This is a genomic window from Ancylobacter sp. Lp-2, from assembly GCF_020523795.1.
Lineage (GTDB): Bacteria > Pseudomonadota > Alphaproteobacteria > Rhizobiales > Xanthobacteraceae > Ancylobacter.
The window spans coordinates 1-26654 of sequence record NZ_JAJALI010000013.1 but is presented as its reverse complement, the minus strand read 5'-3'; the positions used below and the strand labels follow the sequence as shown (position 1 = coordinate 26654).

The following is a 26654-nucleotide window of genomic DNA, read 5'->3' as shown; positions in this document are numbered from 1 at the left end:
AGCTTCGGTTCGCCGGAATTGCTCTAGCCCCCTTCCGGGCGACGGCCCTTCACCAACCCACATGTGGGCGGAAGCCTAATCTCCTTCCCGTCCGCGTTCCTCCGGCACTTGTCGGTTGTGGGCACCTTGCACGACCGGCGTCGCGCGAACCTCGCGGACGCCGGTCGTGTCCTCTTCGCCGCCCCGCTGCCGCGCGGGGCCGGCGGATGATCGGCCGTCGGACCGCGCCCCACCGCGAACAAGGGTTTGCGACATGCGCCTCGCACGCGAAACCGACTCCCTCCTGTCGGACTGGCGCGACCGCGCGCTCCGTTTCGAGACGGAGATCGGCAAGGTCGTGCTCGGGCAGCAGCGGGTCATCCGCCTGCTGACCATCGCCACCTTCGCGCGCGGGCACGTGCTGTTGGAAGGCGATGTCGGTGTCGGCAAGACCACCTTGCTGCGCGCCATGGCCCGCGCCATCGGCGGCGCCTTCGAACGGATCGAGGGCACCATCGACCTCATGCCGGCGGACCTCGTCTACCACGCCCATCTCGGCGAGGACGGCAAGCCGCGCATCGATCCCGGCCCGCTGCTCAGGCAGGGCGAGGCGCTGTCCGTGTTCTTCTTCAACGAGATCAACCGCGCCCGGCCGCAGGTGCATTCGCTGCTGCTGCGGCTGATGGCGGAGCGCTCGGTGTCTGCCTTCAACCGCGAGTACCGCTTCCCGTATGTGCAGGTCTTCGCCGACCGTAACCGGGTCGAGCGCGAGGAGACCTTCGAGTTGCCCGCCGCCGCCCGCGACCGCTTCCTGATGGAGGTGCAGGTGGCGATGCCGGCCGGCGAGGAGGCGCGCCGCCGGCTGGTGTTCGATCCGCGCTTCCACAATGTCGATGCGCTGCTGACGGAGATCGAGCCGGGCGTGCTGGACCCGCAGGCGCTGGAGACGGTGGCGCGCATGATCCAGCTCGGCGTCCATGCGAGCCCGGCGCTGGAGGCCTATGTCCTCGCCTTGTGGGAGGCGGTGCGCGCGCCGCAGAACCACGGTGTGAGCGTCGAGGGTGCCGACATGGCACGCCTCGTCCAGGGCGGTGCCAGCCCGCGCGGCCTCAGCTATCTCGTGCGGGCGGCGCGGGTGCGCGCCTGGCTGGAAGGCCGCGACATGATCGTGCCGGAGGATCTGCGCGCGGTGTTCCCGGAGGTGATGGCGCACCGGATCTTTGTCGATCCGGTCTATGAGCTGCGGCGCGAGAAGCTGGTCGGCGAACTCATCGCCGGCATCTTCGCGCGGGTGCCGGCGCCATGAGCAGGGTGGATCCCGAGGCATCGCTCCAGCCGCTCGCCTACCGGCTGCGCTGGCGCCCGCACGGCGTCGTCCCCGGCGCGCATCCCGGTCATGGCGAGGGGACGGAGGGCGAGTTCCGCCGCCATGTCTCGCTGCTGCGCCACCCCGATCCGCGCCGGCTCGATTTGCGCGCCTCGCTGCGCGATCCGTTCGGTGAGCTGCATGTCCGGCAGTTCGCCCCGCGTCGCGCCGTGCCGGTGGCGGCGCTGGTCGACCTGTCCGGCTCGATGCGCTTCGGCGGGGCGGTCGCCGGCCGCGTCGCCGATCTCTGCGCGTTGCTCGCCGTCTCGGCGCAGCGGGCCGGCGACCCTTTCGCGCTGTTCGGTGCCGATGCGCATCTGCGCGAGGAGGCGTGCCTGCCCTTCACGCGGCGCCGGGGGCAGGAAGAGGAAGTGCGCCGCCGGCTCGCGGGCGTCCGCCCCACGGGCGGGCGGGCGGTCGAGGGGTTGATCGAGGCGGCGGAACGCCTGCCGATGCGCCGCGCACTGGTGTTCCTCATCTCCGATTTCCACATGCCGGCGCCGGAGATCGCCCGTCTCCTCGATGCGCTGTGGCGGCACGACGTGGTGCCGGTCGTCGTCGAGGACGGCCTGCTGGATGCCGCGCTGCCGCGCTGGGGGCTGGTCGAGGTCGCCGATCTCGAGACCGGCGCCGTTCGCCTCGTCGTGATGCGGCCGGCGCTGCGCGAGCGGTGGCGCCGCGAAGCCAACGCCCGCCGGCAGGCCCGCGAAAAGCTGTTCGCCGAGCGCGGCCTGCGTCCTTTCGCGCTCACCGACCCGCTCGACACCGAGGCGCTGGCCCGCCGGCTGATGGAGGGCTGAGATGAGGAGGGCCGCTCGACGCCTCGTCCTTTGCCTCGCCGGCCTGCTGCCGACGGCAATCTCACTGCTCGCCGCCCCGTCGGCCGGCGCACAGCTGCGTTCGGTGGAGCTCTACGCCCCCCGGCCCTTCGGCCATGTGATCGGCGACACGCTGGCGCTCTCGGCCGACATCGTGCTCGATGCGCCGTTTCGGCTCGACCCCGCCTCGCTGCCGCGCCCGCGCTCGCTCGACTACTGGCTGGAGCTCACCGATAGCAGTTTGACGGATCGCGGCATCGAGGGCGGCGCGCAGCGCTACACGCTCGACCTCACCTACCAGACCTTCTACGCGCCGCTGGAGCCGAAGCGGCTCGACATCCCCGCCGTACCTCTCACCGTCACCGACGGCACGAGGCAGCTGGCGATCACCGTCCCTCCCTGGTCCTTCCTGATGTCGCCCTTGCGGGAAATCGTCGCGACCGGGGAGGGCACCACCATGGCGCTGCGCCCCGACGTCGCCCCGCGCCCGGTCGCGACCTCGGGGACGCAGCGGGGCCTCCTCGCCGCGCTCGGCGGCGTTGCCGCCGGCCTCGGGCTGCTCGCCTGGCAGATGGGCTGGGGTCCGTTCGGCCGGCGCCGCGACCGCCCCTTCGCCCGTGCCGCGCGCGAAGTCCGCGCGGCGCTGGCCTCATCGGCCAAATCGGCCGCATCGTCCACCTCACCGGCCTCGGCGCCGGGCCAGCGCGCGGCCCTGCTCGCCCTGCACCGCGCCTTCGATGCGACCGCCGGAAAGGGCGTGTTCGCCGAGGATCTGCCGGATTTCTTCCGCGCCCATCCGGCCTTCGCGGCGGTGGAGACCGAGGTCGGCCGCCTGTTCGACGCCTCCCGCCGCCTGTTCTTCGGCAATGATGCGGTGGCCGCCACGGAACTGCCGCCCGCCGATCTCATCACCCTGGCCGGGCGCCTGAAGGCCGCCGAGCGGGGCGGGCCATGAGCCGGATAATCGAGATAATCCAAAGGCTTGTGGGAGATTTTGGCGTCGATCGCCCCCTGCTGCTCGGCCTGGCGATCCTCGCCATCCTGCCTTTTCTCGCGACGGTCTTCGCCCGCCAGGGCATCCCGGCCATCGCCCTGGCACCACGCGACGGCATCTCCCGGACGGTGAATCTCGTCCTCCGTCTCGCCGGCAGCGTCGCCATCCTCGCCATCGTGCTCGGCCTTTCCGGCCTGCATCGGCGCGAGCAGATGGTCGCACGACAGGGCACGGGCGCGCATCTCGTGCTGCTGCTCGACCGTTCCTCCAGCATGGACAACAGCTTCGCCGACCGCGCCCCGAGCGGCGACCAGGAGGCGAAATCCGTTGTGGCTAAACGACTTCTGGACGATTTCGTCGCAAGGCGGGCCCGCGACCGCATCGGGGTGGCGGCCTTCTCCACCTCGCCGATGCCGGTGCTGCCGCTGACCGATCATCACGAGGTGGTACGCGCCGCCATCGCCGCCATCGACCGTCCCGGCCTCGCCTTCACCGATGTCGGGCGGGGGCTCGCTCTGGCGCTGTCCTCCTTCGCCGACGACGAGGACGAGGCTTCACGGGCGATCCTATTGGTGTCCGACGGCGCGGCGCTGATCGACCGTAAGGTGCAGGAGGCGCTGCGCGACGCGGTCGCGCGCACGCCCGTGCATCTCTACTGGCTGTTCCTGCGCTCGCGCGGCGCCAAGGGAATCTTCGAAGAACCGCCCCCCGGCGAGAACACGCCGCAGGCCAATCCGGAACGGCATCTTCACCTGTTCTTTCAAAGCCTTGGCGTTCCCTATCGCGCCTTCGAGGCGACCAGCCCGCAGGCGGTGGAGCAGGCCATTGCCGAGATCGACCGGCAGGAAACCCGGCCTCTCACCTATTTCGAGCGGGTGCCGCGCCGCGATCTCGCCCGGCCGGCCTTCGTGGTGGCGACGGTGGCGACAGCCCTGCTCCTGCTCGCCAAGCTCGCCGAGCGCAAACTCGCGCGACCGGTTCCCACAGTAGCTGCGGCCCGACAGGAACCCGCCTTGCGGAGGGCGGCATGAGGCTTGGTATCCGACGCGGCCGACTGATCTTTTTCGCCAGTGCCGTCCTGCTGGCCGTAAGCCTCTGCGCTGGCGTCATTTTCTCGGCCCGCCTCATCCTCGACCGCGCCGCGAATGCCGATATCACGGCGCTCGCTGCTGGACGCGACGTTCCCGTCGCACCGGATTCCCGTCCCGAATTGCTGTTCGCACGGCTTACGTTCCTCACCACCCGCGACCGTTTCGACGAGGCGCAGCCGCTGGTGAACCGCATCGCCACGACCGGCACGTCGCGCATCGCCGCCGCAGCCTTCTACGATCTCGCCAATGGGCGGCTGCGGGTCGCCATCAGCCATCTGGAGAGCAACGACATCGATCCGGCGGTGCCGCTGGTCCGCCTCGCCAAGGAGGGCTATCGCCGCGCGTTGGCGCTCGATCCCGGCTTCTGGGATGCGAAGTACAATCTCGACGTCGCCATGCGGCTGGTGCGCGATTTCCCGCAGATCGAGACCTCCGGCGAGGAAATTCCTCCCGAGGCTGCCAAGCGGCTGTGGACCGATTTGCCGGGCGTGCCGCGAGGGCTGCCGTGATGGGAGTGCGCCTCTCGCATGACTGGCGGTTCTGGCTACTCGCCGTCGCTCTGCTGGCCCTGCTCGCGGCGCTCCTCATCCCACGCCTGACGCTAACCCGGCATGCCCGCGATCTGCTGGTGGTGATCGACGTCACCGGCAGCATGAATGTGCGCGACTATCTCGAGGGCGGCGAACCGGTCTCGCGGCTCACCACGGCCAGGCATGCCGTACGCCGACTGCTGGCCGACCTGCCATGCCAGTCCCGCCTCGGGCTCGGCATCTTCACCGAGCGCCGCAGCTTCCTTTTGTTCGAGCCGGCGGAGGTCTGCGAGAACTTCGCCGCGATCGACGGTGCCATCGACGCGATCGATTGGCGCATGGCGTGGGAGGGCGACAGCTATGTCGTGCGCGGCGTGCACGCAGCGCTCGCCATCGCCGGGAGCCTGACCGCCGACCTCGTCTTCCTCACCGACGGTCAGGAGGCGCCGCCATTGGCCGGCGGGGCGCTTCCGCCCTTCGAGGGTGAACCGGGCAAGGTCGCTGGGCTGCTGGTCGGCGTCGGCGCGACCGAGCCGTCGCCGATCCCGAAATACAATGAGGATGGGCGGGAGATCGGCTTCTACGCCGAACAGGACGTGCCGCAGGAGAACCGCGAGGGGCCGCCGCCCGAGGATGCGCCTTCGCGGGCCGGCTGGAACCCGCGCAACGCCCCGTGGGGCGGCGAGCCGGCGACCGGCACCGAGCATCTGAGCGCAATGCGGGAAGACGGCTTGCGCCGCCTCGCCGCACAGACGGGACTCGGCTTCGCTCCCTTGCGCGATCCCGCCTCGTTGTCCGCAGCGGTGGAGGCCAATACGCGCGCCCATCCGGTCGACGTCCTCGTCGACATAGCCGGCATCCCGGCCTCCCTCGCGCTGCTCGCCCTGACGACGCTGTTCGGCCTCGCCGCCCTTATCGGTCATCGGCCGGACCGACTTCCCGCCTGAAGCCAAGGAAACCAATATGTTGCGCAGATTGATGCTTGCCGTTGCCCTCGTCTTCGTCGGCCTCACGCCGCTGGCTGCCCATGGTCCGACGCCGCAGCGCGCCGAGGAGCGTGTGATCATCGAGGCATCGCCGGACAAGGTGTGGGCGTTGCTCGCGCGCTTTGGCTCGATCGGCGAGTGGCATCCGCTGGTGAGAAAGGTGAGCGTCACCGGCGGCGATGTCGCCGGCGCCGAGCGTGTGCTCACGCTGGACAAGGGCGACATCGCCGAAGGTCTGGACGAGGTCGACCCCGCGGAGCGGCGGATTTCTTATCGCCTTGGAAAGGAGAACATCGAGGCGCTTCCGGTGAGCTTCTATACAGCCACAATCGAGGTGAGGCCCGCCGGCGACGGCAGCGAGGTGGTGTGGGATGCCCGCTTCTACCGGGCCGACACGACCAATGAGCCACCCGAGGGGCTCGACGACGCGGCGGCCATCGCTGCGATGGGCGACTTTATCCGGCAGGGGCTCGACGGGCTCAAGAGCAAGGCCGGTGGTTCATGAGCGTTCTCTCCGCCATAGCGAGGCACGGTTCTGCCGTCCTTGGCCTTGCGGCGGGCCTGCTCATGACGCCTGGTGCGACGGCGGCCCCGCTGATCGCCGTGGTCTCGCAACAGGCCGCCGTCGTAACGCTGATTGACGTAGACAAGGCGGTGACGGTGGCTGAAATCTCGGTGCCGCGCGTTCCCGCCGGCCTCGCTGCCGCGCCGGACGGGCGCAGGCTCTATGTCACCCATCCCGATCTCGGCCTCGTCTCGCGTATCGATGTGGCAAGTCGCCGGGTGGAGACGAGCTTTCGCGTCGGCCGCGAGCCATTCGGCATCGCCGTCACCGAGGCCGGGCGCACCCTGTTCGTCAGCGACTGGAGCGCGGATGCATTGATCCGCGTCGACGCTGCAAGTGGCCGGGAGACCGGGCGCGTCGGGACCGGTCGCTCGCCGGCCGGGCTGGTGGTCGACGCGGCCGGGCGGCGGGCTTATGTCGCGGATCGCCAGAGCGATCAGGTGAGCGTTGTCGATCTCGCCACAATGACACGCAAGGCCGCCGTGCCGACCGGCAAGGCACCTTTCGCGCTTGCTCTCTCGGCTGAGGGGGATCGGCTCTACGTCGCCAATGTCCAGAGCGGGGATCTGTCTGTTATCGATACGAGGCGGATGGAGGAGATCACCCGCTTCAAGGTCGGGTTGATGCCCTATGGTGTCGCAATCACGCCCGATCGCTCCCAATTGTTGGTCAGCAACCAGCAAAGCGGCACGCTTGCCGTTGTCGACGCGACCTCGCACGTTCTTTTGGCGCGACCGAAGATAGGCTCCTACCCGGAAGGGGTCGTCACGCTCGCGCATGGCAGGGCCGCCGCGGTCGCCTGGGCCGAGGACCGGGTGATGATCATCGACATCGCCGAGGCTCGTGTCACCGCGCGGATTGCGGTCGGTGCGGGGCCGCGCAATCTCCTGGTCCTGCCCCACCCCTCGGGGACGCAGCCACGTGATGATATGCTGGATCAATAACAAGTAAGATCGGGGAGGGGAACGATGAGGGGCCTGGGCTTCGTAATGGCCATCGCCGCGTTGCTGGCGTCAGAGACCGTTCACGCGGAAGACGCGGCGATCGCCCGCGGTGCCTATCTCGTCAACGCCGTGGCGATCTGCGGCCGCTGCCACACCACGCCGGGGCCGGACAACAAGCCCTTTGCCGGCGGGCGCATGATCGAGGGGCCGGGATACAAAGTGCAGGGCTCGAACATCACCCCCGATCCCGAGACTGGCATCGGTTCATGGAGCGACGAGCAAATTGGTCGCGCCATCACCCAGGGGCTGAGGCCCGATGGCAGCCGGATGTCGACGGCCATGCCGTATAATTTCTATGCCGTGCTGACCGATACCGATCGTGACGCCATCGTCGCCTATCTGCGCTCGCTGGCGCCGGTGAAGAACCGCACCGCGGCTCCGATCTACGCCACCCCACCGGCTCCTGCCGGCCATTCGTTCGCCAATGATGTCGCGAGTGCGGACACGATCGGGCATGGCAAGTATCTCGGGCTATTGGCGAGGTGCCTTGGCTGCCATTCCACACCTCGGGCGGATGGTGAGCCGGACCTCGAGAAGGGACTCGGGCAGGGCGGAGCCAGTTTCGAGGGGCCGTGGGGCGTGGTCGTCGCGCCAGACATCACACCGCGCGCGCTGTCAGGCTGGAGCGACGATGACATTCGTCGTGCGCTCGTCGAAGGGATAACGCCTGACGGCAGAAAGCTGGCGGCACCCATGCAGGCTAGGGCCTATGCGCAACTGACCACCGACGACCTTGCCTCCATCGTCGCGTGGCTTCGGAGCTTGTCGATGGAACACTGAAAGGCATCCGATGTTCAACCGCACGCCAGGAGTGCCCATCATCCGGAGCCGGCGCTGCGCGCCAGGGGCGCCGCCGCGATTTGCGATGCTGGATGGCGGTCGCGCCGGTGTCCACGATCTGGGAGCGCAATCCGGGCAGACGCGCGGTTTGCTAATTGTGACGCCGGTGACGCATGTGCATCAGGAACAGTTCGGCCTGGGACGAGATGGAGAGCTTTCCATACAGGTGCTTGCGATGCACTTTCACCGTGTGCTCGGATATGCCCAGCCGCAGCGAGATCGACGGGTTGGTGTAGCCGTTGAGCACATGCGAGGCGACCTCGATCTCCCGTTGCGTCGCGTGGAAGTCGCGCAGCCATGACAGATCGGTCGGAGACGTCGAGGCGGGCGGGTCCGCGGGTCGGTCGAGGGGAGCGCCGAACCGTGCCTCGATCATGGTGTGCCGGCGCACCAGCGAGGCGATCAGCGGCTCCATGCTGTGAAGATCGGCGATGGTCTCGCGGTCGAACCATTCCGAGCCGACGCAGCGTCCGAGCGAGATATGCACGGTATGGCCGCTCTCGATCGGGCAGAGCAGGCCGATCTCGTCCACCAGCGGAATGTCCTTGTAGTACGACTTGAAATAGGCGCTGTCGGTGAAGTCGGGGCCGGACAGCTCGCCGCAACGGCTGACCCCGATGGGCCGGTTCTCCATCGCCGCGCGATAGAAGGGATCGAGCCGGTAGGCCTGTTTCACATAGCAATGTCGGAAGCGATCGGGATTGATGATCGAGCAGCGCTCGAGCACAGTCGGCTCCTTCTCCTCCTGGAAGGAGAGGATGACACAGCTGTTGAAGTGGGCGATCGCATAGAGCGCCGACCGGAGCGCCGGATGGAAGTTCGGCGTGCCCAATTGGTCGACGAGTTCCCCGAACACTTCGGGAAAGCGCATCAACGCTTCGTCCCGGACGGCAAATTGCGATGCCGTCCCGCTGCTCTGTATCCGATCCGTCGTCATGCGATCCTCACATGCGGCACGGACGGAGCAAGGCAAGAAGCAGACCACCGCCGCCTCTAGCGGGCCGGGGGCGGCCGAGCGACGGCTTTGCCCCGCCCTCGACCGCCCCGGTCGATCACATTCGGACAGATGGACGTCTAGAACTCCAGCAAATTGTCGCGAAAATGCGCGTGTGCGTAAGCCTTGCGCATCAGGCCGCGCTTCTGCAGCGCCGGCACGAGGCCGTCCTCGATCTCGGCGACGGTGCGGCGGTGGAGATTGGGCAGCGAGAACAGGAAGCCGTCGCCGCCGACCGCCTGCATCACCTCGCCCATCTGCTCGGCGATATCGTCGGGTGAGCCTAGCAACTCGACACCGTCGCCATCATGGGTAAAGGCGGTGATCGCCTCGCGCAGCGTCTTCTTGCCCGCCTGCCGGATGAAGTCGTCGAGCAACTGCTGGTGCCCCTCGGTCGTCAGGCTGCCCACCGGTTGGTCGAGATCGAGCTTGGTGAAATCGATATTGGTGATCTTGCCGAGGAAGGCGAGCTTCAGGTCGCTCTGCTTGGCGGCCTGTGCCCGCCGCTCGGCCTGGATCGCCCGCGCATCGGCCATGCTGGGGGCGATGATCGGCGTGACCAGGAACATGACCTTGCAGGTGTCGGGGTCCCGGCCGGCGGCGACCATGCGCTGGCGCACATCGTCCCTATAGGCCCGCATGTCGTCGACGCCGACCACGCTCGTCACCACGGTGTCGGCATGCTGGGCGGCGAATTGCCGTCCGCGCGGCGAGCCGCCCGCCTGCGCGATCACCGGGCGTCCCTGCGGGGCAGGCCCGCAATTCAGCGGGCCGCGGGAGCTGAAATACTTGCCCTTGAAGTCGATCTGGCGGACGCGCTCATGGTCGATCAGCACACCATTGGCCTCGTCGGCGACAATGGCGTCGGCATCCCACGAACCCCAGAGCTGCTCGACGATCTCGATATATTCGTCGGCCATCTCGTAGCGCAGGTCGTGTTTGGTCAGTTCCTCGTAGCCGAAATTCTGGAAGGCGAATTTGGAACTGCCGGTGACCATGTTCCAGCCCGCCCGGCCGCCGGAAACCTGATCGAGCGTGGCGATCTGCCGGGCGACGACGAAGGGGTGGTGAACGTAGGTGGCGAGCGTCGGCACGATGCCGATATGGCGGGTCGCGGCGGTCATGAGAGCGGCCACCACCGCCGGGTCCTGGCGGGGGACGGAGATGCCGTTGCGTAGATAGATCTCGCGCGAACCGCCGAAGCTCTCGCCGATATAGGGGCCGTCCTCCAGCAGGATGTAGTCGAAGCACGCCCGCTCCAGCGCCCGAGCGATGTCGATGAACAGGTCCGGCTTCATCCAGGTTTCGGCGATGCGGCCGGTCCACGGCGTACCCCACGCCTGGATGCTGGAGCCTTGAAGGAACAGGCCGAGGTGAAAGGGCTGCGACATGTCGAGAAATTCCGAATGCTGGGCCGGGCCGGCGAGGCGCGGCAAACAGAGGGCGGCGCCCGCCACGGCGCACGCCGCCTCAATGCAGGATGGAACGGATGAAGGTGGCGAGGCGGGGATTGTCCGGATTGTCGAAGATCCGGGCGGGCGGCCCCGATTCCACGATGGTGCCGTCGGCGATGAAATGCACCACGTCGGCGAGACGCCGGGCGAAGCCCATTTCGTGGCTGACGATGATGAGCGTCATGCCCTGCTCGGCGAGGGCACGGATCGTGTCCAGGATGCCGGAGACGAGCTCGGGGTCGAGCGCCGAGGTCGGCTCGTCGAACAGGATCAGCTTCGGCCGCATGGCCAGCGCCCGGGCAATGGCGACGCGCTGCTTCTGGCCGCCGGACAACTCGTCGGGATAGCGATCGGCCTTGTCGGCGAGGCCGACCTCGGCGAGCAGCTTCTCGGCATGCGCGATAGCCTCGTCGCGCGGCCAGCGCTTCACCATGACCGGGCCTTCGATCACGTTCTCCAGCACGGTGCGGTGGGAGAACAGGTTGAAGTGCTGGAACACCATCGGCATCTCGCTGCGCGCGGCGCGCAGGACCCGCTCCGGTTCCATCTTGAAGACGTTGCCTTCCTCGCGGCACAGCAGGCGCCCGTCGAAGGTGATCTCGCCGGCATTGGGCGTTTCGAGGAAGTTGATGCAGCGGATCAGCGTCGACTTTCCCCCGCCGGAGGGGCCGATGACGAAGGAGACCTCGCCGGGATTGACCGTGAGGTCGACGCCCCTGAGCACGTTGACGCCGCCGAACGACTTGTGCAGGGCACGCACCTGCAGCAGCGGCTTTGCGGGCACGGGCTCGGCGGTGATACCGGGAGCCGGTGCTTCCGTGGTGAGGATTCGTGCGCTCATGGCATCACCGCCGGCCGGGCCGCGAGCGCTTTGCTGCCACGTTGCTTTCGCCTGAGATGACGAGGGGTCAGCCGCTGCTCGATATGGCGGACGAGGAGCGAGGCGACGAAGCTCATCACGAAATAGATGATCGCCACCATCATGTAGACTTCCATGTTCCTGAACGTATTTGAAATGACGATCGTGCCATTCCGCAGCAATTCATTGACGGAAATGAACGAGACGAGGGATGAGTCCTTCAGGAGCGCGATGAAATAGCCGCCGACCGTCGGGATCGCGATGCGCAGCGCCAGCGGCAGGGTAATGCGGTAGAAGATCATCAGCCGCGACATGCCGATCGATAGGCCGGCGGCGCGCTGGCCCGGATCGATCGAGAGAATGGCGGCGCGAAACACCTCCGAGAGATAGGCGGCGAGGTTGAGGCCGAGGCCGAGCACGCCGGCCCAGAAGGCGGGCAGGGTGAGGCCGATGCTCGGCAGGGTGAAATAGATCACCAGCAACTGCACGATGAGCGGCACGTCCCGCCAGATCTCGACATAGGCGGCCAGCGGCCATTCGAGCCATTTGCGCCCACTCAGCCGGCCCAGCGCCACCGCCATCCCCAGCACCAGCCCGAAGGCCATGCTGAGGAAGGACAGCTCGAGGGTGACGACCGCACCCTCGAGCAGGAAGGGAAAGTAGCGCGGGATCAGCACGAAGAAGAACTCATACATAGATGGTCTTCTCCGCTCGCATGACGTGTCGCGCTACGTATCGCATCACTTGACGCATCATTTGGTCGTCTTGGCCTGGTACTCCGCCCACGCGCCGTATTTCGACAGGATCGCCTTGCGCGTGCCATCGGCATCCATCGCGGTGAGGGCGTCGTTGACCGCGGTCAGCAGCTCCGGGCATTCCTTGCGCACGCCAATGGAGGTGCCGCCGAGGATGTAGTCCGCCTTGGCCTCGGCTTCGGCCCATTCGGGCTTGGACTGGTAGAAGATTGGCTCGCCGAGCTGGCGCAGGTCGCCCATCGTCTCGATCTGGGCCTGCATCGTCGCCTGGTCCATCACCACCGCGTCGACCTGGCCGTTGCGCAGGGCGAGGAAGGGGGCGCCGAAATCGTTGAAGTCCTGGACCTTGGCGGCCTTGCCCTGGGCGACGAGGTTGTGGGCGTTCAGCGAATCCATGGTGCCGAGCGTCGAGGCCAGCGTCTTGCCCTTCAGGTCGTCCATCGACTTGATGGGGGAGCCCTTGGGCACGATCACATAGTCGTAAAGCAGGAAGTACGGCTTGGAGAAGGTGATGCCGGCGCCCTGGATACGCTCCTGGGTGGCGGCCATGCCGGACAGGATGATGTCCCACCGGCCGACCTTCAGGCCGGGGATCAGCGAGGTCCATTCGGTGATCACGTAGTCCTGCTTGGGGACGCCGAGACGTTTGCCGAGCTCCTGGAACATCTCCCACTCGAAGCCGGCATAGCTGCCGTCCTCGTTCTTCCACACGAACGGCTTGGTGCCGAGCAGGCCGTTGCCGGCGGTGATGACGCCCGCCTTCTTGATATCGTCAAGGCAGTTGGCCTGCCCGGCGGAGACGGCCGAGACAAGCATGACGGCCGCGAGCACGGCCTTTCCGATCGATGACTTCATGGCGGGAACCCCTGGCTGGCCTTGTTGGTGCGCAGAGGCGGGTTGAGACGCCGGCTGCGATTGGTGTGGCATTTCACAGGGGTGGGGCGCGGGGGAACAATAACCCTAGTTAGGTACTGTGCCCGCGCCGCGACATGGCTACCGTGAGCACGGGACGGTCGCCACGGGTGCTTCGGCCCGGATGCCCGATCTTCCATGTCCGAACAGCGAGAAGGCGATGTCGTCGCGCAAGAAGATGGTTCTCGGAGGCCTGTTCGAGGCGAACGGCTATCATTCCTCGGCCTGGCTGCTGCCGAGCGCGCAGGACCGCGCGCCGACCGACGTGGATTACTTCCGGCGGATCGTCCGCATGGCGGAAGACGGCAAGCTGGACTTCTTCTTCCTGGCCGACACGCCCGCCGCCCGTACCGAGAACCTCGACGCCTGGACGCGCGGCCCGCTCTACATGAACATGATGGAGCCGATCACGCTCCTGTCCGCGATCGCCGGGGCGACCTCGCATATCGGGCTCGGCGCTACCGCCTCCACCAGCTTCTACGAGCCCTACAACGTCGCGCGCCTGTTCGCCTCGCTCGACCATATCAGTCACGGCCGCGCCGCCTGGAACGTCGTGACCTCGGCGAACGACTACGCCGCCCGCAATTTTGGCCTCGACCGGTTGCCGCCGCATGACCGGCGCTATGCCAAGGCGCGGGAATTCTTCGAGATCGTGCGCGGGCTCTGGGACACTTGGGAGGACGACGCCTTCATCTACGACAAGGCGAATGTGCGGATGTTCGACCCCGCGAAGTTCCACGTGCTCGACCATGAGGGCGAGTTCTTCAAGGTGCATGGCGGCCTCAACATGGCGCGCCCGCCGCAGGGCAGCCCGGTGATCTTCCAGGCCGGTGCCTCCGAGGCCGGCAAGGAACTCGCCGCCGAGACGGCGGAGGTGGTTTTCGGCACAGGGGCCTCCCGCGACGAGGCCATACAGTTCTATCGGGACCTGAAGGGGCGCATGGCGAAGTTCGGGCGCCACCCGGACGAGCTGAAGATCCTCTCCGGCGTCTCGATCGTGGTCGGCGAGAACGAGCAGCATGCTCGGGAGAAATGGGCCTTCTGGCAGGAGAACGTGCATATCGACATCGGCCTCCTCTATCTGAAGACCGACCTCGAAACCGATCTGTCGGACCTGCCGCTGGACGAGCCGGTGCCGCTCGACCGGATCCCCGCTTCCTCGAACCATCATCAGGTCTATTTCGAGGAGATCGTCGGCCTCATCCGGCAGGGGCTGACACTGCGCGAGGTCTGCAGGCGCTACAACCGTAGCAAGGCCATCTTCTTCGGCGACGCCGTCCAGGTGGCCGACCAGATGGAGGCGTGGGTCGAGAGCGGCGCCTCCGACGGCTTCATGATGGCGTTTCCGGTGCTGCCGGACAGCCTGGCGGAATTCACCGCCGAGGTCGTGCCCGAATTGCAGCGCCGGGGCCTTTTCCGCACGGACTACGAAGGCACGACATTGCGAGAAAATCTCGGTCTGCGTCGACCGGTCAGTCGCCATGCCGCCGCCCGGCGGGCTCAGGCCGTCGCTAAGCCTTGAAGTCAGGGCGCCGGCCGGACGAGAGGTCCGGCCACCATCGTCCCGTCATGCCGCCCGCCATTCCGGGCACCCCCATCGACAGTCGAATTCCTTGGACCTCGCCGCTGTGCGCGCGTCCGGCCGACAAGTGAGGAGAAGGTCATGCCGTCCCCGTTTCATCTGTCCTGGTTTCTTCAGGGATCGAGCGCGCAGGCCTGGGGCGAGCCGTGGACGGGAAATATCGGCAGCGACTGGATGAGTGCCGAGATATTCGTCGATCTCGCGCGGGCCATCGAACGGGCCTGCTTCGACTATCTCCTGATCGAGGACTCCATCTTCATCGGCGAGAGCTGGAACAACTCGCGCGACATCTTCCTGAACAACGGCATCTGCGTGCCACGCCAGGAGCCCTCGGTCGTCGCCACCCTGCTGGCGGCGTCGACGAAGCGGCTCGGCATCGTGCCGACGCTATCCACCTTCGCCTATGCGCCCTATCTCACCGCGCGCATCATCGGGTCGCTCGACCAGATTTCCGGCGGGCGCGCCGGCTGGAACCTGGTGACCGGCTTCGCCGACCTCGCGGCGCGTAATTTCGGCCTCGACGGCATGGCTGATCATGAAGAGCGCTACCAGATGGCCGAGGAGTACGTCGCCGTCGTCAAGCAGCTCTGGGATTCGTGGGAGCCCGGCGCCATTCGCGACGACCGTGAGAACGGCATCCTGGTCGACCCCGCCAAGGTGCGTACCATCGACTATGCCGGGAAATATTACAGCTCGCGCCGGCCGCTGAATTCCGGCCCGTGCCCGCAGGGGCGGCCGGTCATCGCCCAGGCTGGCGGATCCTCGACCGGGCGGACCTTCGCCGCCACCCATGCCGACACCATCGTCGCCGCGCCGACCGGCATCGAGAACATGAAGCGCTACCGGCAGGAAGTCCGCGCCCAGATGGCGGCGTTGGGACGCGATCCCGACAGCTGCAAGCTGCTGTTCCTGCTCTCGCCGATCATCGCCGAGACCGAGGAGCAGGCGCGCTGGTATGCCGACCAGCGCGGCATCCAGGCGGTGCAGAACATCGAGACGCGTCTCGCGCGCCTCGGCTGGGCGGTGAATATCGACTTCTCCGCCTTCGACCTCGACGCGCCGGTCGGCGAACTCAGCACCAACGGGACGCAATCCACGCTGCAGAACTTCCTCATCCGCGCGGGCAAGAACACGCTGCGCGAGGCGGTGATCGCCAATAGCAGCGTCGGCTATTGCGTGGATGTGGTCGGCACGCCGGACAGCGCGGCGGATCAGATGCGCGAGATCATGGAGGAGGTCGGCGGCGATGGCTTCCTCATCGTGCTGCCGGATGTGAGCCGCCGCTCCATCGCCACCATCACCGACGGGCTGGTGCCGGCCCTGCAGCGGCGGGGCCTGGCGCGCAAGGCCTATGAGCACGCGCATCTGCGCGACAATCTGCTGGCGTTCTGAGAGCGACGTAACACCGCTGTCTCGGTTTCTCGTCGCGCCCCGGACGGTCATGTCGCCGACATCGGGCATGACGGCAGAAGTCTTCCCGACCAGGACGCGTGTCGCCAGCTCGCTACTCCAGACGAGGTTCCAGCCGAGCACGCGCGATGAAGCCGATCTGGGCAAAGGCTTCCTCGCGCTCCAGGGAGGTTACGCGGCGGCTGCGCCTGTCCAGCTCGGCGAGAATTCCGCGTTTGGTGTAGTGCCGGACGCAGACAATGAACGGGAAGCCGTGCCGGGCGAGATAGAGGGCGTTCAACCGGCGCATTTCCTCGAACTCGCGCGGCTCGAGGCGGTTTAGACCCGCGCCGGCCTGTTCAAGCGCCGAATCCTGCGTGAGTTCGCCAGCCTGCGCCTCGCGCCCGGCGAGTTCGGGATGCGCGCAAAGCAAGCTCGTCTGCTCGCTCTCGGAGGCCGCCGCGACCACCGCCATCATCGTGTCGAGCATGGCGGCTGGGCTGTCGAAACCCTCCGGGCGCCAGGCGCGGGACGCCACCCAGGGAGAATGCTCGAACAGGTCGGCATATCTCGCGATGAAGGTCGCCTGATCGCCGGCGCCGAGCGCGGTCGTGTCTTGCATGGAGATTTCCCTTGTACGCGACAGTCTGTCGGGCGCGCGACATCGCCTCGCGCGTCCGCCATTGCCGTTGTCCGGCGTCAGTTGCCGGGCAGCGCGGCGCTCGCCCAGCTGGCCATTTGCGGAAAGTGGATCAGCAGCGCGGTCATCAGCATCATCGCCGCGACGAACGGAATGGTGCCCGCGAAGACGGTGCCGATATTGCCCTCCTTGCGGACGGTCTGGATGACGTAGAGCGTCATGCCGACGGGCGGGCTCAACAGCGACATCTCGCACATCAGCACGATAAAGACGCCGAACCAGACCGGGTCGATGCCCACGGCGACGATGATCGGGAACAGGATCGGCACCGTGCCGACCATCATCGGCAGCGTTTCGAAGAACACGCCGAGGAGCAGGTAGAACACCGCGAGGACCCATTTCAAGGTCATCGGCTCGGTGCCGAGGCCGGCGACCCAAGTGCTGAGCGTCTGGGTGATGCCGAGCAGGCCGAGCGCGTAGTTCAGATAGAACGCCACCGCGAGGATCAGCATGGTGATGGCGGTGAGACTGGCCGTCGCCATGAAGGATTCATGCAGCATGCCGATGTTCAGCCGGCCCTGTGCCCCCGCGATGATCATGGTGGCGACGACGGCGAGCGCCGCCGATTCCGTCACGGTCGCCCAGCCGGTGTAGACCGAGCCCATGATGATGGAGAACACCACGAGCGGGCCGGTGAGATCGACCAGGCGGCGCAGGCGCTCGCCAAGCGGCACGCCCTCTTCCCTCGCGCCGGCGAGATCGGGGCGCAGCAGGCAAATCACCGCGATGACCGCCATGAACAGGACGGTGAGGATGAGGCTCGGCAGCATGGCGGCTGCATAGAGCTGGCCGACCGAGGTGTTGGTCAGCGAGGCATAGATGATGAAGGCGATGCCCGGCGGGATGAGATTGCCGAGCGAGGCGCCCGCCGCGATGGAGCCCAGCACCAGCCGTTCGTCATAGCGGCGCTTCTTGAACGAGGGCAGGGCGACGGTGGTGATGGTCGCCGCGGTGGAGACCGACGAGCCCGAGACGGCCGAGAAGATCGCCGAGGCGCCGATATTGGTGTGCAGCAGGCCGCCGGGCAGCTTGTTGAGCCACGGCGCCAGCGCCCCGTACATCTTGTCGGTCATGCCGCTGCGCACGAGGATTTCGCCGAGCAGGATGTAGAGCGGGATCGACAGGAGGATGTAGTCCTCCATCGAGCTCCAGAGCTGGCTGCCATACATCCGCAGATGCACGCCGTCGAAATAGACGACGATGGCGGTGACGGCGGTGAGGAACAGCGCGGTGGCGACGTGAAGCCCCAGAAACAGCAGGGCGATCATCACCAGGAAGCCGAGAACGACGATGGTAATGCTGATCATCACAGCACCGCCCGGCCGTCGCTCGGCAGCGTGCCTTGCGTCTCGATCTCGATCTGCTCCTTGAGCGAGGGGGGCCCGTAGAAGCGGTCGAGCCGGCGCCGGTCGGTGAACATCAGGATAAGGGCATGGGCCGCGAAGGCCGCCGCCACCCCGGCGAAGATGACCAGCCCGGCCAGCCAGAGCGATTGCGGGATCCATAGCGGCGTCTGCAGCGGGGTCGCGGCGTGCGCCTGCCAGCGCAGCGTATCGGACAGCACCCGCCATCCCTGCCAGGCAGAGAAGATGGCGAGGCCGGCCAATGACACGCTGGCCAGCATGTTCAGCACCGACTGCAGGAGCGGCGGAAAATACTGGAACAGGAAATCGACCCGCGAATGCGCGCGCTGCAGCAGCGCCGCCGAGAAGCCCCAGGTGCTGGCGATCGCCAGCAGATAGGCGCCCACCTCGTTCACCCCCTGGATCGAGGAGCCGAACAGGCGTCGGGCCAGGATTTCATATGTCGTGGCGAGGCAGATGCCTACCAGGCACCAGCCCATGGCAATCTGCATCCAGCGAACCGGCGGCTCCAGCCGCCGGGCCAGCGGATTGCCCTCCGGCCGCGCTGCCGGCGCGGTACGTTCCTTGTCCGTCATGGTCGACCCACTCATAGGGGGAGAATGGAAGGTGCCCGTGCCCCGCGACATGCGAGGCGCGGGCGGGGCGGCCGGCTTACTGGCCGGCGATCTTCATGCCCAGCGCGGCGCCGATGGAGTCGTTCCACACCTTGGCGCAGTCGGCATAGGTCGCCTTACAGCGTCCCGCCCACTCGCCGAGGATCTTGTCGGTGGCGATCTGCTGGACCCTCGCCTTGTCGGCCTCGGTCACCGGTACCAGCGTCATCTTGTAGGCGGTGTAGAGGCCGTGCTCGCAGGCGCCGCCGGTGCTGCAGGCCAGCGCCTTCTCATTGGTGGTGACGGCCAGGCTCCACAGCCCGTCCTCCAGCGCCTTGAACTGCGCTTCCAGCGCCGCGCGGCGGTCGGCCGGCAGCGATTCCCACCATTCCAGATTGACCAGATGCGCCTGCACCGAGCCGGACACCGACAGCGGCAGCAGGTGGGTGGTCACTTCTGGCCATTTGCCGGTATTGGCGGAGGTCGGCGAGGTGACGCCGCAGGAGGCGACGCCGCGCTCCAGCGCCGGATAGACTTCCGGGAAGCTCAGCGTCACCGGCGTCGCGCCGAGTTCGGTGAGGAGGCTGGACATCGACGCGGTGAAGGACCTCACCTTGAGGCCCTTCAGGTCGTTCAGCGACTTGATCGGCTGGTTGCAGAAGAATACCTGCGGCCCGAACGGCCAGATCGCCACCGCCTTGACGCCGAAACGTTCGCCGAGCCGGGCGTTGAACGCCCCGCGATAGGCATCGACGCCCTTGCGCAACTCGCCCATGTCGGTGGCGACACCGATGAGATCGATCCCCTCGAGGAAGGGATCGTCCTTCGCCGCGCTGCCGATCTGCGTGGTGACGACCTGGAAGGCGCCGGAGCTGGCGGTGCGCAGGGCATCGGCGAGATTGAGGCCGAGCACCTGGAATTCATTGCGCTGAATGTCGAAACCGCTCGATTTCAGCTTGTCGATGACGCCGATCTCGACCGGATACTGGGCGTTCTGCTGCTGGGTCTGGGTGAGCCAGCGAATGGTTTCGGCATGGGCGATCTGCGAACTGGCGATGAGCGCCAGAACGGCGAGCGGACGAACGAGGCGGTTCATGACGGGCTCCTGCATGAGGGCGGCGAGGCGATGCCGTCATGCAAGCAAGGTCGGGGCCTTCGCCCATTCGACGCGGCGAATAGTAGTTATTCGATTTTTCGAATAATGAGGGGTCGTGCCGAGGCAGCGCCGGCAAGCCCCTCTTTCGCGGGGGAAACCGTGGGACGCCGCACTCGCCAGCGCCTCGCGGGAGGCGGCCCAGGCCGCCGAAACGCGACGCTACCGCAGCGGAAAGATAAGCAATTATACGCTCCCGTCCATGCGGGCGGTCAATATGCCTGATCGAATTTCAACCTTCGTGGTGCCGTTTTGAGCAGCAAGGAGATGGCTTGAGGCGAGGGTAGGGGCGCCATTCCTGCCCTCTGACGTGGGGCGTGAAAAGGTACATAAAGGGGGAGACATATTCGCAAATTCGAATGCGTATGCCATCGTTGATGCATGCGTCACTCCGATGGAGGCTCTGCCGATGCGTACCCCGGACAATCCGCTCAGCGCCTTCCACCTGCGGGTACTCGGCACGCTGCTGGAGGAGAGGAGCGTGACGCGCGCGGCGCGGCGCCTCGGCCTGTCCCAGCCGGCCGCCAGCCTCGTCCTGAAGCAGTTGCGCGACATGTTCGGCGACCCGCTCCTGGTGCGCAGCCAGGGCGGCATGGTGCTGACGGAACGTGCCGCTATGCTGCAGGCCGCTTCCGCCAAGGCGCTGGAGGAACTGGATGGCCTGCTGGTCGATCCAGACCACTTCGACCCGTCCTCGTCGCGGCAGACCTTCACCATCGCGCTGCCGGACCATATCTTGCCGCTGATGTTCAACGGGATCATGCGGGAGTTCCGGCGCCGCGCACCGATGGCGCGACTGGTGATGCGGGCGCTGGGGCCGGACTATGATTTCGAGGGCGCGCTGGCCTCCGGGAGCGCCGACCTGGTGATCAGCAACTGGCCGACGCCGCCGAGCTATCTGCGCCGCTCCGTGCTGTTCGAGGACGAATTCGTCTGCCTCGTCGACCGGGATCACGAGTTCACCCGCCGCCCCCCATCGGCCGATGAATATCTGGCCGCCAGCCATGTCGCGCCGGCCGACTATGCCATCGCGCATCGAGGGGTAGTGGAAACCCATCTGAGCGCCATTCGCGTGGTGCGCGAGCGCCGGGTGGTGATCTCCTATTTTTCCATGGCCCCGTATCTGCTGGTCGGCACGGATCTCATCTTCACCGTGACCCGGCACTTCGCCGAGCATTTTGCCGGCATCCTGCCGCTGGCGATCATCCCGTCGCCCATCGCCTATCCGCGCATCCAGTTCTATCAGCTCTGGCACGAGCGCATGCAGCACTCGCCGACCCACCGCTGGCTGCGCATGCTGATCGGCGAGATGCGTTCGCACTCCCTCCGGCAGCGCTGACATCGCGAACCCGCCCTCTAAAAATGCGGATGACAGGCCGGGTGATGACTATCGGCTTGGCCACCTGTCGAGTTGCCGAGCAGCGCCGAGGCCGGCTGCCTTTGCGGTGCGGACGGCGATGTCCGTCAAGGGCATTTGGTGCCTGCGCCGTTGGCATCGTGATCTGTTGGCATTCGTCTGTGCCAACAAGGACGCCAACGAATTCGGCGAATGCCAACGAGCCGCCGCGAGCCTCAAACTCAGCGCAACTAGCGGATTTTCTAGGGATTTTGAGCTTCAGCGAGCGACGCTGAGCGGGAAAATGGTGCCCAGGGACGGAGCCAATGTATTGAAAAATAACGTCTTTTAGTGTCGCAAGACACGCCAAAATACGGTAGTGACAATACTAGGGTTATGGCATCGGGATTATACTGTGGCTAGAAACAAGCTGACGGACGCGAGGGTAAAGGCGCTCGACAAGCCCGGTGTGTATTCCGATGGCGATGGCCTGTTCGTGCGGCTTCGCGACGGCGGATCGAAGCAGTTCGTCTTCATCTATCGTCGGGGCGCTAACCGTACCGAGATCGGCTTGGGAGGGTATGGGCAGGGGACTGCCCCGGTGTCGCTCAAGCTCGCACGCGAGAAGGCCGACGTCATTAGGGATCAACTCGCCCGCGGCGAGGCGCCCCGGCCCGGCAAGAAGAAGGTGACCACCTTTAAGGACATCGCCCTGGACACGCTGGCGGTGAAGGATGCTGCGCTGAAGAACGAGAAGTCTCGCTGGCAATGGCATCAATCACTAGAGGTTCAGGCTGAGCCTCTACACGATACGCCGATTGCCGAAGTCAGCATCGACGACGTTGTTACGCTGCTGTCGCCTATGTGGACGAAAACGCCGGAGCTAGCTGATCGGCTGCGTATGCGAGTAGCCGCCGTGATCGACCATGCTCGCGCTCGCGGCCTCTACACCGGCGACAACCCTGCCGAGTGGCACGGGCGATTGCAGCACCTGCTTCCCGCACGGCGCAGGCTCACTCGCGGCCACAACACCGCCGCTCCTTACGCGCAGATGCCGGCGATCATGGCGGCTTTGCGGGCCGCCGGTGGGACTGGGGCGAGGGCGGTCGAGTTCCAGGCGCTCACGGCGGCGAGGGCAGGGGAGGTCCGCTACGCCACGTGGCGCGAGATCGACTTCGATAACGCGTTGTGGATTGTTCCGCCTGAACGAATGAAGATGAAGAAAGAACACACGGTGCCGTTGACCGGGCGCGCTCTTGAGATTCTTGAGAAGCAACGCGAGGTGGCGACGAACGACCTGGTGTTCGTCGGCGAGCGCAACGGAAATCCAATCTCCGATACTGGAATGGTGCTGGCGCTTCGAAGGGCATCGGGCGACAAGGCGACCATAAACGGACTGAGATCTACATTTCGAGATTGGTGCGGCGACGCCACTGAATTTCCGCGTGAGGTCGCTGAGGCGGCTTTGGCGCACGCTGTCGGGAACTCAGTCGAAAGAGCCTACAGGCGGGGTGACGCCTTGGCCAAACGGCGGGAGCTCATGGCGGCATGGGAGGCGTTCTGCGCCTCATGACGATTTTGTGCATCCCGCAGACTTTCTCCCGCTTGGGGACATGGCGCGGCTGCAACGTGGCGGATACATTATTGGACATGGCGCGGCGCCGAATGCCCGCACTAGCAACCCCTTCCCACCACCTCCCACAATGGGAGTTCATATGCCGGCTAACGATAACCGGACTCGCCTGATGTCCGTAAACGATGTTGTACGCGAAATCGGGCTTTCCCGCGCCGAAGTATTCAAACGGCGCGCTGCGGGCACCTTCCCGACCGCCGTGCCGCTCGGTGATCGCCGGATCGCATTCATTCGTGCCGAGGTCGACGCATGGATCGACCAGCGCATCGCCGCTCGTGACCGGCGGGGGGCGGCGTGATGGTGCCCGCCGTCTTCGACTACAACGCCGTCCCCGCTGACGTCGCCGCCGCCCTGCGTGGTCAAGCTGAGCGGATCCGCAAGCGCCTAACCAAGGCGACTGCCGATATGATCGATACGGGGCGCGATCTGCTCGCAGCCAAGGCACAGCTGAAGCACGGCGACTTCACCTCTTGGGTCGAGTCCGCAATCGGCATCCGCATGCGCGCCGCTCAGGAGCTCATGCGGATCGCCGAGATAGCGGATGGTGAAAGCGCGAAATTCGCGCTTTTGCCGCCCTATGCTGCCACGCGCCTGGCTGCGCCGTCGGTACCAGCCGCGTCACGTGCGGCCTTCGTGCAGCGAGCCGAGGTGGGTGAGCGCGTTACCGTGGTGGAGGTGGACCGTGAATTGGTCCGGCTTCGCGAACAACGGGAGGCGGCGAAGAAGGCGGAGGAGGAGGCCAAGCGCACGCCAAGATCGAAAGCCGCGCGCGAAGCGGCTGCGCGCAAGCGGGAGGAGGAGTCCGTTGCTCGTCGATTGAGGGAGGAGGAAACAGAACGCCGCGGCAGAGAGGGGGCGGACGAACTCGCTCTCATCCTGCATGCGCGGCTCACGCCAGCAGAGTGGCGCCGTGTCCGCGAACTGCTTGGAGACCGGGAAGTCACTCGGCCGGTCTACTCGAGCGGAGTGCAGATCTTCAGAACAGTGAAAGCGATAGACTCGCTCGGCGAACCGTCGAGTGACTTCCCGGCTCACGCCGTAGCTGAGAAGGTAATAGATCGGCTCGGGTCGGATCGGGCACTGCAGTTGGCGGAGTTCCTTGAGGCCGACAATCCCAGGGCCATTGCTGCCGCCATCCGCTCTGAGATGGAGGTGCAGCCGCGCGGGGATCGAGGTTCATCCATCCCCGATCCCGCCCCCTCCATAATGCCCGCCCCGTCCGACGGCGACTTCGATCCGGCGACAGAACTCGGCTTCCTGCGCCCAGGCGCCGCCTAGCCAACCCCAGCAGCCGCCCGCCCCGCGGGCATGTTCACCTCCATGCGGAGGACACCACCTTGAAGATCCTTTCAGCCCGGCGTGCTCCGCCGGGGTCGTCCCTGCTCGGCGTCGTGGACGTCGAGATCGGCACTGTCCGGCTGTACGGCGTCGAGATCCGCCGCGCTGCCGACGGCGGGCTACGAGCCTGGCCGCCCAAACGGGGCGACCATCGAGTCGCGTCGATCGACAGCACGACCGCCATCGAAATCGCATTCGCGGCCCTGGCCGCCTTGGAAGGCTCTGTCCATGACCGCGCAGCCTGAAATCGACCTCGCCACTCTCGATCAGTTCAGTCTCCTTGCGGGCAATCAGGACCCGCGTGCGCTGGTCGCGCTCGCGCTTCTGGACGATATCGGCGGATGCGTCGGCCTCGCTCCGCGCGAAGCATCGGGCGTGCCTGATTGGACCGCTGCCGCCGCAGATGATTTCGAGGTTCTCGAAACACCACTTGCGGCAAGTGACGCCGATCGTCTGCTTGTTTGGATCGTCGACATGCCAGGCATCCCCAGCTCGACGCTTCTGGTGCACTTCGCTGTCGACGGGACTCCTCGCATCCGTGTCGTCCGCGGCAAGGTGGGCGACGATGATCTGGCGATGCGCATCATAGGCCGCATCTGCACCCCGCCGGCCGAACGTATGACCGCGGCCAATGACAACACCGTCCCTGACCCCATCGACCCGTGGGCGCAGCATGCATCGCCGGCTCTGCCACCTGGTCTGCTTCCGCCGGTTCTGGAGGAGTTCGCTCGCACCGAAGCCGGCATCATCGGCGTCGATGCAGGCGGTGTCGCAGCCGCAGCCTTGGCAGTTTGTGCGGCGTCGATCCCCGATCGCATCAAACTGCGCGTGAAGAAGCACGACGACTCCTGGCATGAATCCGCCCGGCTCTGGGTGGCGCTGGTGGGCAATCCGTCGGCGAAGAAATCGCCTGTGATCAACATCGCCACGCATCCCCTAAAGGAGATCGACGGCGAACTGTTCGCCGAGTTCGTCAAGCGCAAGCGCCTCTATGACGCTATGCCGACGGAGGCCCGTGGCGCCGAGCCGCCTCCGAAGAACACCCGCGTGCGACTGGAGGACACCACCATCGAGGCGGCGCAAGAAATACTGAAGGACTCGCCAGACGGCCTTCTGTGCATCCGCGACGAGCTTTCCGGATGGTTCGGCTCGATGGAAAAATACGCTGCCGGGCGGGGTGCTGCCGTCGATCGGAGTTTCTGGCTTCAGTCCTTCAACGGTGGAAGCTACACCGTCAATCGGATCAATCGCGGCAGCGTCTGGATTGACAACCTCTCCATCTCGCTGCTGGGCGGGATCCAACCGGACCCGATGCGACGCATCGCGGCCGATCTCCACGACGACGGACTGCTGCAGCGGCTGTTCCCGATCGTGATGCAGCCGGCCGGTGTAGGGCTCGACGTGCCGGTGCCACCTGTCGTCGCTGACTACGCCATACTGATCAAGCGGCTCCATGTACTGAAGCTGCCCGTCGGCGAGAAACCGCCAATCGAGAAGCCGCTGCGCTTCAGTGAGGGCGCGCTGGCCATCCGGCAGGAACTAACTGAACGTCATCATAGACTGGCAACCGGCTGGGAGGCGGTGAACAAGAAGCTCGCCGCGCACATAGGCAAATATGACGGCCTGTTCGCACGGCTGTGTGTGGTCTTCCATTGTGTCGAACATGCCGACCTGCTGCTGCCCGTCGAGGTGTCGGAGGACACCGCCCGCCGGGCCGGAGAGTTCCTGCATCGGTTCCTGTTCAAGCATGCCGTCGCCTTCTATTCGGATGTGCTTAGCGCAGGCGAGCGCCACGACGCGGTCCTAGCGGCGGCGGGAGTTATTCTCTCAAAGGGCCTACGCGAGGTGACAGCGCGTGATGTCATGCGTGGCGACCGCATGCTGCGCGGCATTGACTTGCAGGACATCGAGGCCGTCATGCAGCAGCTAGACGCCTACGGCTGGTTGGAGCCCCAGATTTCCTTGAGAAGGGATTCTCGCCGCTGGTCCGTTCGCCCCGAGGTTCATACCTTGTTCGCGCGGAAAGCTGCCGATGAGAAACAGCGCCGGGCCGAAGTTCGCGCCCTGATAGCCGCATCACTGTCCAACTGACTCAAACGTCCCAACTGTCCCTTGGGCGCGTAAGGTACAGAACAAAGTCACCCTTTCTTTCTCTATACCTCACGCACGCAAGGGACAGTTGGGACACTTCACGGAGCAATCCAATGATCGACCCAGAAACCATCCAGGATTTTGACGATTGCGACGGCGAAAGCGTCAGTTGCTACGGCTTCGACACCGAAACCGGCCAGTGGGGCTGGGGCTGGGTGCCGCTTGAAGACCTTGAAGAGGCAGGCCGCGAGGACATCCTCGACGCTCTGTTTCCGGCGCGGCGCCACGATGCGGCATAGCGCTCGGACAGTTGGGACAGTCGGCGGGA

General features: G+C 66.2%; 28 protein-coding genes. 19 read left to right on the top strand and 9 right to left on the bottom strand.

The features are described from left to right. Positions 1 to 253: 253 nt before the first annotated feature. The 9 genes from LGR54_RS22920 to LGR54_RS22880 are packed head-to-tail and all read left to right on the top strand — an operon-like array spanning position 254 to position 8113. Positions 254 to 1285, top strand: coding sequence for a MoxR family ATPase (locus LGR54_RS22920; RefSeq protein WP_230364280.1), 1032 nt, complete (start codon positions 254 to 256; stop codon positions 1283 to 1285). Then, positions 1282 to 2145, top strand: a complete 864-nt coding sequence (locus tag LGR54_RS22915) for a DUF58 domain-containing protein (RefSeq protein WP_230364279.1) — start codon at positions 1282 to 1284, stop codon at positions 2143 to 2145. Before LGR54_RS22920 ends, LGR54_RS22915 begins: the two co-directional genes overlap by 4 nt. A gap of 1 nt (position 2146) precedes the next feature. Next, complete coding sequence (locus LGR54_RS22910) at positions 2147 to 3118, top strand: nonribosomal peptide synthetase MxaA (RefSeq protein WP_230364278.1); 972 nt, start codon at positions 2147 to 2149, stop codon at positions 3116 to 3118. Then, complete coding sequence (locus LGR54_RS22905; protein ID WP_230364277.1) at positions 3115 to 4188, top strand: vWA domain-containing protein; 1074 nt, start codon at positions 3115 to 3117, stop codon at positions 4186 to 4188. The genes LGR54_RS22910 and LGR54_RS22905 overlap by 4 nt, the downstream gene beginning before the upstream one ends. Continuing rightward, positions 4185 to 4757, top strand: a complete 573-nt coding sequence (locus LGR54_RS22900) for a hypothetical protein (protein ID WP_230364276.1) — start codon at positions 4185 to 4187, stop codon at positions 4755 to 4757. The genes LGR54_RS22905 and LGR54_RS22900 overlap by 4 nt, the downstream gene beginning before the upstream one ends. After that, complete coding sequence (locus LGR54_RS22895) at positions 4757 to 5725, top strand: vWA domain-containing protein (protein WP_230364275.1); 969 nt, start codon at positions 4757 to 4759, stop codon at positions 5723 to 5725. Before LGR54_RS22900 ends, LGR54_RS22895 begins: the two co-directional genes overlap by 1 nt. 16 nt (positions 5726 to 5741) lie before the next feature. Further along, the gene (locus LGR54_RS22890) at positions 5742 to 6269 is read left to right on the top strand and encodes an SRPBCC family protein (protein WP_230364274.1); all 528 of its coding nucleotides are present in this window, start codon (positions 5742 to 5744) and stop codon (positions 6267 to 6269) included. Beyond that, on the top strand, positions 6266 to 7273 hold the full coding sequence (locus tag LGR54_RS22885) for a YncE family protein (protein ID WP_230364273.1): 1008 nt from the start codon (positions 6266 to 6268) through the stop codon (positions 7271 to 7273). The genes LGR54_RS22890 and LGR54_RS22885 overlap by 4 nt, the downstream gene beginning before the upstream one ends. 24 nt (positions 7274 to 7297) lie before the next feature. Beyond that, the gene (locus tag LGR54_RS22880) at positions 7298 to 8113 is read left to right on the top strand and encodes a cytochrome c (protein WP_230364272.1); all 816 of its coding nucleotides are present in this window, start codon (positions 7298 to 7300) and stop codon (positions 8111 to 8113) included. Positions 8114 to 8264: 151 nt separating this feature from the next. Here the strand turns inward: LGR54_RS22880 and LGR54_RS22875 are convergent, their stop codons facing one another. The 5 genes from LGR54_RS22875 to LGR54_RS22855 form a co-directional block, all read right to left on the bottom strand. Then, positions 8265 to 9044: a helix-turn-helix transcriptional regulator gene (locus LGR54_RS22875; protein ID WP_230364271.1), complete on the bottom strand. Its 780-nt coding sequence runs from the start codon at positions 9042 to 9044 to the stop codon at positions 8265 to 8267. A gap of 203 nt (positions 9045 to 9247) precedes the next feature. Continuing rightward, positions 9248 to 10558 (bottom strand): NtaA/DmoA family FMN-dependent monooxygenase, encoded by a 1311-nt coding sequence (locus LGR54_RS22870; protein ID WP_230364270.1) that lies wholly within the window; start codon positions 10556 to 10558, stop codon positions 9248 to 9250. A gap of 79 nt (positions 10559 to 10637) precedes the next feature. Further along, positions 10638 to 11390 carry an amino acid ABC transporter ATP-binding protein gene (locus LGR54_RS22865; RefSeq protein ID WP_230364352.1) on the bottom strand — a complete coding sequence of 251 codons (753 nt, stop codon included), beginning with the start codon at positions 11388 to 11390 and terminating at the stop codon, positions 10638 to 10640. A gap of 68 nt (positions 11391 to 11458) precedes the next feature. Beyond that, entirely contained in the window at positions 11459 to 12175 is a 717-nt protein-coding gene (locus LGR54_RS22860) for an amino acid ABC transporter permease (RefSeq protein WP_230364269.1), read from the bottom strand. Between the two features lie 57 nt (positions 12176 to 12232). After that, positions 12233 to 13090: an ABC transporter substrate-binding protein gene (locus tag LGR54_RS22855; RefSeq protein WP_230364268.1), complete on the bottom strand. Its 858-nt coding sequence runs from the start codon at positions 13088 to 13090 to the stop codon at positions 12233 to 12235. A gap of 217 nt (positions 13091 to 13307) precedes the next feature. On the opposite strand from LGR54_RS22855, the gene LGR54_RS22850 reads away from it, so the two are divergent. Together LGR54_RS22850 and LGR54_RS22845 are read left to right on the top strand one after the other, a co-directional pair. Next, a complete protein-coding gene (locus tag LGR54_RS22850; RefSeq protein WP_230364267.1) occupies positions 13308 to 14669 on the top strand; it encodes an LLM class flavin-dependent oxidoreductase in 1362 nt (453 codons plus the stop codon). A gap of 141 nt (positions 14670 to 14810) precedes the next feature. Beyond that, positions 14811 to 16121, top strand: a complete 1311-nt coding sequence (locus tag LGR54_RS22845) for an NtaA/DmoA family FMN-dependent monooxygenase (protein WP_230364266.1) — start codon at positions 14811 to 14813, stop codon at positions 16119 to 16121. 112 nt (positions 16122 to 16233) lie between these two features. On the opposite strand, the gene uraD is transcribed toward LGR54_RS22845, so the two are convergent. The 4 genes from uraD to LGR54_RS22825 form a co-directional block, all read right to left on the bottom strand. Continuing rightward, on the bottom strand, positions 16234 to 16740 hold the full coding sequence (gene uraD / locus LGR54_RS22840) for a 2-oxo-4-hydroxy-4-carboxy-5-ureidoimidazoline decarboxylase (protein ID WP_230364265.1): 507 nt from the start codon (positions 16738 to 16740) through the stop codon (positions 16234 to 16236). A 77-nt stretch (positions 16741 to 16817) separates the two neighbouring features. Beyond that, positions 16818 to 18125, bottom strand: a complete 1308-nt coding sequence (locus LGR54_RS22835; protein ID WP_230364264.1) for a TRAP transporter large permease — start codon at positions 18123 to 18125, stop codon at positions 16818 to 16820. Then, a complete protein-coding gene (locus tag LGR54_RS22830; RefSeq protein ID WP_230364263.1) occupies positions 18125 to 18757 on the bottom strand; it encodes a TRAP transporter small permease subunit in 633 nt (210 codons plus the stop codon). The genes LGR54_RS22835 and LGR54_RS22830 overlap by 1 nt, the downstream gene beginning before the upstream one ends. Positions 18758 to 18833: 76 nt before the next feature. Continuing rightward, positions 18834 to 19871: a TRAP transporter substrate-binding protein gene (locus LGR54_RS22825; protein WP_230364262.1), complete on the bottom strand. Its 1038-nt coding sequence runs from the start codon at positions 19869 to 19871 to the stop codon at positions 18834 to 18836. Between the two features lie 466 nt (positions 19872 to 20337). On the opposite strand from LGR54_RS22825, the gene LGR54_RS22820 reads away from it, so the two are divergent. The 8 genes from LGR54_RS22820 to LGR54_RS22785 all read left to right on the top strand — a co-directional run bounded on the left by LGR54_RS22820 (position 20338) and on the right by LGR54_RS22785 (position 26625). Continuing rightward, positions 20338 to 21267 (top strand): LysR family transcriptional regulator, encoded by a 930-nt coding sequence (locus LGR54_RS22820; protein WP_230364261.1) that lies wholly within the window; start codon positions 20338 to 20340, stop codon positions 21265 to 21267. A 118-nt stretch (positions 21268 to 21385) separates the two neighbouring features. Further along, entirely contained in the window at positions 21386 to 21616 is a 231-nt protein-coding gene (locus LGR54_RS22815; protein ID WP_230364260.1) for a hypothetical protein, read from the top strand. Between the two features lie 63 nt (positions 21617 to 21679). Next, positions 21680 to 22837 carry a site-specific integrase gene (locus tag LGR54_RS22810; RefSeq protein ID WP_230364259.1) on the top strand — a complete coding sequence of 386 codons (1158 nt, stop codon included), beginning with the start codon at positions 21680 to 21682 and terminating at the stop codon, positions 22835 to 22837. 172 nt (positions 22838 to 23009) lie between these two features. After that, positions 23010 to 23195, top strand: coding sequence for an AlpA family transcriptional regulator (locus LGR54_RS22805; protein ID WP_230364258.1), 186 nt, complete (start codon positions 23010 to 23012; stop codon positions 23193 to 23195). Next, complete coding sequence (locus tag LGR54_RS22800) at positions 23195 to 24175, top strand: DUF3102 domain-containing protein (RefSeq protein ID WP_230364257.1); 981 nt, start codon at positions 23195 to 23197, stop codon at positions 24173 to 24175. Before LGR54_RS22805 ends, LGR54_RS22800 begins: the two co-directional genes overlap by 1 nt. 59 nt (positions 24176 to 24234) lie before the next feature. After that, positions 24235 to 24480 carry a hypothetical protein gene (locus tag LGR54_RS22795; RefSeq protein WP_230364256.1) on the top strand — a complete coding sequence of 82 codons (246 nt, stop codon included), beginning with the start codon at positions 24235 to 24237 and terminating at the stop codon, positions 24478 to 24480. Further along, positions 24464 to 26326, top strand: coding sequence for a DUF3987 domain-containing protein (locus LGR54_RS22790; protein WP_230364255.1), 1863 nt, complete (start codon positions 24464 to 24466; stop codon positions 26324 to 26326). Before LGR54_RS22795 ends, LGR54_RS22790 begins: the two co-directional genes overlap by 17 nt. A 113-nt stretch (positions 26327 to 26439) precedes the next feature. Next, a complete protein-coding gene (locus LGR54_RS22785) occupies positions 26440 to 26625 on the top strand; it encodes a hypothetical protein (protein ID WP_230364254.1) in 186 nt (61 codons plus the stop codon). The last annotated feature ends 29 nt before the right edge of the window (positions 26626 to 26654 follow it).